The following is a 6792-nucleotide window of genomic DNA, read 5'->3' as shown; positions in this document are numbered from 1 at the left end:
GCCGCCCCGGCCACGGCGGTTCCTGCAAGGAACCCCCGGCGGGTGGTGCCGTTCTTGTGGGGGCTGTCGGTCATGTCCGTCCTCCGCTCAGCTTCGTCTGTCATTGGTGTCTTGCTCATCTCTTTGCTCAGCCTCCGGTCACGATCACGGACTGGTTGGGCGGAATGTCCACGGTGCCCATGCGGCGGATATAGGCCTCGGCCACCTCCCAGATCGGCGGGCCTTCGGTGCCTTCGTTGACGCTGGCCCATCCGGCGACCGTGTAGGTCGTGGCGGGGTCGATCAGTTCACCGGTACGCAGCAGGGTCATGTCGCTGATGCGGCTGCCCTGAGGCTGGCTGATGTCGATGCGGTAGCCCATGCCACCCACGCGCACCATGTCGCCGCCCTGCTGATAATAGGGATCGGTGTTGAACAGGTTGTCGGCCACGTCCTCCATGATCACATGCAGGAATTCGCCGGTCATTTCCGTGCGGTAGCAGTTCGGGTAGCTCATCGCCGTGGCGCTGAAGAGATCTTCCTTGGTGATGTCCTGCCCCGCGGGCACGCTGGTGCCCCACCGGAAGCCGGGCGACAGCGCGATATCGGCGTCGCGTTCTTCCAGCATGGCCTGGCACAGCAGATCGTCCCAGGTGCCGTTGAAATTGCCGCGCCGGTAGAGCGTATTGGCGGTCTGGCCCAGAACCTCGCCCAGTTCCGCCTCGTAGGGCGCGCGTTCGGCGTCGATCAGCGCGGCCATATCCGCATCGGGCGTGATCACGTCCGAGAAGATCGGGATCAGGCGATAGCCATAGCCCTGAACGCCGCCATCGCGCACATCAAGGTCAAGGCGGCTGACGAATTTGCCGTGGCTGCCGGTGGCGATGACAAGCGTATTGCCGACGATCACCGGTTCGGGCAGTGCGTCATGGGTGTGGCCGGTCAGGATTACGTCGATGCCGGGCACCCGGCTGGCCAGTTTGCGGTCCACGTCAAAGCCGTTATGCGACAGCAGCACCACGACCTCGGCCCCTGCCCCGCGCACCTCCTCGACCATCTCGGCCACGCGTGCTTCGCGGATACCGAAGGACAGGTCGGGGAACATCCAGCCGGGGTTCGCGATCGGCATGTAGGGGAAGGCCTGCCCGATCACGGCGATATTGACGCCGTTCTGTTCGAACATGCGGTAGGGCTCATAGGCCGGTTCGTCCCACATGGAATCGAAGATATTGGCGCCCAGGAACGGGAAGTTCAGCTCGTTCTCGACGATCTCGGTCACCCGGTCGATGCCCAGGGTGAATTCCCAATGCGAGGTCATGGCATCGACGCCAAGCGCGTTCATGGCGCGGACCATGTCGCCGCCATTGGTGCGCAGCGCGGTCAGGCTGCCTTGCCATGTGTCGCCGCCGTCCAGCAGCAGCGCGCCGGGGCGTTCGGACCGGATATGGTTGATCACGGTCGCGGCCCGGTCGAGCCCGCCAAGACGCCCATATTGCGCGGCCAGCGCCTCGAAATCGCCATAGGTCAGCGCATAGGCTTCGGGGCTGCCGGGCTGGATATTATAGAGGTCGAGGAAATCCGCGCCAGTCACGTGGGGCGGCAAGCCGTTCACTTCGCCCACGCCCAGATTGATCTGGGGTTCGCGGAAATAGATCGGTTTCAACTGCGCATGGATGTCGGTGATATGGATCAGCGTGACATTGCCCACGGCCTCCATGTTCAGCAGGTCATCCTGGGTCATCAGGCGCTGTTGCGCGGCCAGGCGGCCCCACCGTCCGGTGCCAGAGGCCCCCAAAATGGCAGAAGCTGCAACCGAAGCCTGGAGAAATTCGCGGCGGGAAATCATGCGTCAGTTCCGTTTTGCAAGCATGTGTCTATTGATCCCCCCAACCAAAGGTCGGAGGGTCTTGTCATGTTTTCAGGCCCTTAGCGGGTCTTCTTGATGTCAGTTGCGGACCGAGGGAGCCTCGACCGACAAACCGTTACCACGCGAAGAGACGTAGAGTTCCAGCGCGGTCAACTCATCCGAGCCACGGCCGAAAGTTTCGGCGCGCGTATCGGTGATGCAGCCCCGCAAACGGCGGTGAATGGACCCGACACCGGCCCATTTCAGGCGGTAGACGGGGAAGCCGTTCAACTGACCCTGAGACAGGTGGTCGGCCCGCAGCATGTTGCCGTAATTGTCTTCGTGGCAATTGGCGCAGGACAGGTTCAGCTGGCCAAAGCGGGTGTAGTAGAGATCCCGGCCCTGTTCCCAGTATTCCTGTGCTTCGCCGTCGATCTGCACATTCATCGGCAGGCCGCGCGACTGATACGAGATCATGGTCGTCATCGCCAGCATCGGGCCGCTTTCCCAGCCCCAGGCTTCCGCCTCCATGCGCTCTGTCCGGCAGTTGTTGACGTAGTCCTCCATCGCCCACAGCTCGCCGTCCTCGTTCACATGCGGCATCTGCGTGCGAACGCCGGCCATGCTTTCTGCGTCGCCGTGGCAGGACGCGCAGGATTCCCCTGCCTCGCCATCCACCTGGGTCCACAGATCCAGCCCCTCATCCACATAGAGCATGCCCGGATTGTCGAAGTCATCCATCTGGACGGCTTGAGTCTCGTCCGACCGGAATACCCAACCCGAGATGATCTCGGGGACATATTCCATGTGCTCCGGCGCTTCGGTGCGGGTGACGAACACCTGTCCGTCGATCACCAGCTCGGCGCTTTCGTCACCGAGAGCCGGGGCCACCATAACGGTCCCGGCCAGCAGTACGGCCATCGTGGCTCTGCGTGCGTTTCCTGGCATCTTGATCCTCCCTGTTATTCTCGTTTCCTGGATGCCAGCGATCAGAAGCTCTGGTCGTTGGTGGATGTGTAGACATCCCCATCATCGTCATACCAGGTGAAGGTAAACGTGCCGGGTTCGGGCACGGTGGCATCGAACTCGAAATAGGGGTTGGTCGAGATAGCCGGTTCCAGCGTGACGTCGATCACCATTTCACCGTTATATTCGGCGGTGAAGCGGTTGATGATCTGGCGCGGGATCAGGTTGCCATCGCCATCACGGCGAAGGCCCGATTCCATCGGGTGGCTGATCAGGGTTTTGACTTCGACAACGGCACCGGCCTCGGTGGCACTGTCGACTCGAACGCGGGGGCGAACACCTTCCATGGGTCTTACTCCTCCTTCTTTCGCTCAGCCGCCGCAGCCGCCGATGGTGACTTTGACTTCTTGCGCGGCCATCTGGTAGCTGCCGTCGGCCATCTCGGCCACGACCACCACATCCTGGGTTTCCGCAAGACGGATACGCGTCGAGGCCCGCGACACCGCGGCCAGCGGGCCGAAGGCGAAGGTCACGACACCCGGATTCGGGTTGCCGGCGGCAAAGATGGTGATGCGCGCGGCGCCTTCGGCTTCCACTTCAACCGGCACGGTGTTGCCGTTTTCCGCGATTTCCGGCGCGGTGATGATGATCCCGCCTTCGGATGCCTCCGCGCCGCCGGTGAAGGCCGCCATCGCGTCTTCCAAAGACTGGGCCGAGGCCGAGCGCGGCAGGATGCCCGCCACAGCTGCGGCGCTGAGCGCCGTGATCAGCGCTTGTCTGCGCGTCAGGTTCATTTTCATCTCCTCCTGAGTGTCTCGTATAAAGCCGACTATAAAGCCGACTATAAAGCCGACTGTCAGTCCTGAAGCGTCATCAGGTAGGCGACCACGTCTTCCACCTGCTGCGCCGTCAGGATCGACTGACCGGTCAAATCTTCGCGTACATTGATGAAGCCTTCGCTCACGTAGAAGGCTGGCATGATCGTGTCAGGGAACACGTTTTTCGAGTTCACGATGATCCCGCGCAGATCCGCCTCGGACCAGCGGTCTCCGACACCGTCCAGCATCGGTCCTACTTCGCCATGGAACGGCTGATCCGCCATATCGCTGTTCTCGTGACAGGCCAGGCAATTGCCAAGGCGGCGATTGATGAAGACCTCGCGTCCGGCCGCAGCATCGCCCGGCACACCGGTCAACGAAGCCTCGACCTCTCCGTATTCGCCGAACACGACGTCAGCATGCGCAACCTCGTCCGCGAACGCCGGAGCGGCGACCATAAGCACGCCAGCTGCAAGAGCTGTAAGTTTCACGTCCATTCCTCCCGTTTGTATTCTTCCGTCCACAATAGGGCGCGGGGACGATTCCTTGCAACATTAAATTCGCATTTATGAATTTGTAGCGCAGGAATCTTGCCCGTCACCATCACTCGATGATCCCCATTTCTGTAAGTCTTCTCGCATGATAGCGCTGGAATCCCTCGTCGCCGTCATAGCCGTGCTCCTGTACCCAATGGAGCAGATTGAACGTCGTCCACCCGCCAAATGCCCCCGGCATCGTCGCCACGCTGGCCTGTACGGCGGTCTGGTCCTCGGGCACCTCTTCGGGCATGAACATTAGCGTCGGCGTGAACAGAATGCCCCACCGGCGGGCGATGTCGCGCTCGCTCATCGCCTCTCCGTCGAAGTCGGTGACTTCAAGGCTGCCATGCAGATTCAGCCGGACCACGAAGAAATCCTCATCCAGCATCGCGGCGATATCCTCGCGCGAGAACACGTTTTCATGCATCTCGTTGCAGTAGATGCATCCGCGTTGTTCAAAGAGGATCAACAGACGCTGGCCGTTGGCATTGGCGTCACCCAGATCCTCGCGCAGGTCGAGGAAGGTTTCCTCGATCCAGGTCTCCACATGAAGGCCGTTATCGTCCAGTTCGGCGAGTGCCGGAAGTGCCGTGGCCACGCCGAGAACGAGCCCGGCAAGCCCCGAAAGTAGCTGTTTCATGGTGCGTTCCTCCCGATCATGGTCATCCGATGCCCGTCCAGTCCGGGCCATAGTCGATCATCCATTGCGCCACGACATTGATCGAATCCGTTGCGATCAGCACGGCAAAGACGATCAGCAAGACGCCCATTCCCTTTTCCACCTTGCCCATGTGCCGGCGAAACCGCCCCATCCAGCGCATGAACGGCCCGACAAACGCGGCGGCCACGATGAACGGCAGTGTCATGCCGAGCCCGTAGACCATCAGCAGCAGCGCGCCCTTCGTGGCGGTGCCCGCATCCGCCGCTGTGAACAGGATCGCGGCCAGAACCGGGCCTACGCAGGGTGTCCAGCCGAAGGCGAAGGCCAGCCCGATCACATAGGCCCCGACGATGCCCTTGCCGCGGTCGATCTGGTTGTCGGCGCGCAGCTGGCGGTAGAGAATCGGGATCTTGACCACGCCAAGGAAATGCAGCCCCATGGCCAGAATGATCGCCGCCGCGATCCAGCGCAGCACCGGCATCGCATCGCGCACCGCCTGCCCGAAACTGGACGCGGCCATACCGAGCGCCATGAAGATGGTCAGGATGCCAAGGCTGAAGGCAATTGCGGGTAAAATCGCCTGCCTGCTCGCACCACGGCTGTCGCGGGCTGCGGCCAGGTCATCGGCGCTCATCCCCGCGAGATAGGACAGGTAGAAGGGCACAATGGGCAGGATACAGGGCGACAGGAACGACAGAAGTCCCGCAAGCGCCGCGCCGCCAAAGCTGATGTCGAACATGCGCCTGCCCTCCCCTGCACTTGCCATATTCACACATTCAAAATACATTATATGTGAAAGGCGTCAATCATGGGTATGCCGATGAATGCCAAACTTCTTGTCGCGGCCTGTGTCGCAGCGCTTGGCCTGGCCAGCACTGTGGCTGCGGATACCGCCCTCGTGATGGTCGAACAGGATGGCTGCGTCTACTGCCGCCGCTGGCACACGGATGTGGGCGAGATCTATCCTCTGACCGAATTCGCCGAAACCGCCCCGCTGCACGTCGTGGATCTGCATGACCTGCCCGACGACCTGACCTTCGCCAGCCGCGTAGTCTTCACCCCCACCTTCGTTCTGGTCGAGGACGGGCAGGAAATCGCCCGCGCCGAAGGCTATGTCGGGGATGAACTGTTCTGGATGCATATGGACCTGCTGTCACGTCGGCTGTCCGAGCATCGCAACGCGGTCTCGTCCCCGTGAGGACCATGGCCCTCTCTTGCCCCCCGCCGGGCCGGGGTTCCGCTCGGACGTCAGAGAGACGCGGCTTTGGAACCAGGACGAGACTTGCCAAACGGACTGAAACCACACGGGAAACCTTCGTAAACGCTGGACTATTCCACCCTGATCGGTCCATATGCCCCACAATTGCGCCAAAAGGCGCAGTCGACCCGACAATTATGCAAGGGGCGTGGGAAAATGGGTCTACCGGCGCGGCTAGCGGACCTTGAGGGCGACGAGATGGAGCGGCTTGCCAACAACGCAACCGAAGCTGCCCAGTTGCTCAAGGCTGTCAGTCATGAAGGCCGCCTGATGATCCTGTGCCACCTTGCCACCGGTGAAAAATCCGTGACCGAGCTGGAACAGCTGCTGGCCGCGCGTCAGGCGGCGGTGTCGCAGCAACTGGCCCGTCTGCGGCTGGAAGGTCTTGTTACGACCCGGCGCGACGGGAAAGTGATCTGGTATCGTCTCTGCGATGAGCGCGCGATCAGAATTCTTGAACTCGTCTACGATATGTTCTGTAATCCCGAGATGCCCGAGGCCTGACCGACGGTGGCCCGGTGCGTTTGGGAGGACGCCTGATGCCAGAGATTTCCGACGCCGGACTTGCGGCCCTGATCGGGCTCGCGACGGGTATGATTCTTGGCCTCGCCTCCCGGATCGGCCGGTTCTGCTCGCTCGCCGCGATCGAGGATGCCAGCTATGGCGGCAACGACAACCGCTTGCGCATGTGGGGCATTGCGCTCGGCGTGGCGATCCTGGGCACC

General features: G+C 61.9%; 9 protein-coding genes and 1 pseudogene. 3 read left to right on the top strand and 7 right to left on the bottom strand.

Annotated elements, in window-relative coordinates; translation table 11 throughout:
- Window positions 1-127: 127 nt before the first annotated feature.
- From soxB to BKY26_RS07155, 7 genes are all read right to left on the bottom strand, one after another.
- On the bottom strand, window positions 128-1825 hold the full coding sequence (gene soxB / locus BKY26_RS07185; protein ID WP_071689720.1) for a thiosulfohydrolase SoxB: 1698 nt from the start codon (window positions 1823-1825) through the stop codon (window positions 128-130).
- Window positions 1826-1924: 99 nt separating this feature from the next.
- Window positions 1925-2746 (bottom strand): sulfur oxidation c-type cytochrome SoxA, encoded by an 822-nt coding sequence (gene soxA, locus BKY26_RS07180; protein WP_245764436.1) that lies wholly within the window; start codon window positions 2744-2746, stop codon window positions 1925-1927.
- A 68-nt stretch (window positions 2747-2814) separates the two neighbouring features.
- A complete protein-coding gene (gene soxZ / locus BKY26_RS07175; protein ID WP_071689718.1) occupies window positions 2815-3138 on the bottom strand; it encodes a thiosulfate oxidation carrier complex protein SoxZ in 324 nt (107 codons plus the stop codon).
- 24 nt (window positions 3139-3162) lie between these two features.
- Entirely contained in the window at window positions 3163-3585 is a 423-nt protein-coding gene (gene soxY / locus BKY26_RS07170; RefSeq protein ID WP_071689717.1) for a thiosulfate oxidation carrier protein SoxY, read from the bottom strand.
- A gap of 62 nt (window positions 3586-3647) precedes the next feature.
- A complete protein-coding gene (gene soxX, locus BKY26_RS07165) occupies window positions 3648-4106 on the bottom strand; it encodes a sulfur oxidation c-type cytochrome SoxX (RefSeq protein ID WP_071689716.1) in 459 nt (152 codons plus the stop codon).
- A gap of 106 nt (window positions 4107-4212) precedes the next feature.
- A complete protein-coding gene (locus tag BKY26_RS07160) occupies window positions 4213-4788 on the bottom strand; it encodes a thioredoxin family protein (RefSeq protein WP_071689715.1) in 576 nt (191 codons plus the stop codon).
- 22 nt (window positions 4789-4810) lie between these two features.
- Complete coding sequence (locus BKY26_RS07155; RefSeq protein WP_071689714.1) at window positions 4811-5548, bottom strand: cytochrome c biogenesis CcdA family protein; 738 nt, start codon at window positions 5546-5548, stop codon at window positions 4811-4813.
- Window positions 5549-5617: 69 nt separating this feature from the next.
- Between BKY26_RS07155 and BKY26_RS07150 the strand changes: the two genes are divergently transcribed.
- The 3 genes and pseudogenes from BKY26_RS07150 to BKY26_RS07140 form a co-directional block, all read left to right on the top strand.
- On the top strand, window positions 5618-6007 hold the full coding sequence (locus BKY26_RS07150) for a thioredoxin fold domain-containing protein (RefSeq protein WP_227434962.1): 390 nt from the start codon (window positions 5618-5620) through the stop codon (window positions 6005-6007).
- A 216-nt stretch (window positions 6008-6223) separates the two neighbouring features.
- Window positions 6224-6571, top strand: a complete 348-nt coding sequence (locus BKY26_RS07145) for an ArsR/SmtB family transcription factor (RefSeq protein ID WP_071689713.1) — start codon at window positions 6224-6226, stop codon at window positions 6569-6571.
- A 35-nt stretch (window positions 6572-6606) separates the two neighbouring features.
- Window positions 6607-6792: pseudogene (locus tag BKY26_RS07140) on the top strand (YeeE/YedE family protein); the annotation flags it as partial.

Origin of the sequence: Nioella sediminis (assembly GCF_001879695.1) — a bacterium.
GTDB classification, from domain to species: domain Bacteria; phylum Pseudomonadota; class Alphaproteobacteria; order Rhodobacterales; family Rhodobacteraceae; genus Nioella; species Nioella sediminis.
This window is presented reverse-complemented; position numbering and strand designations above follow the sequence as displayed.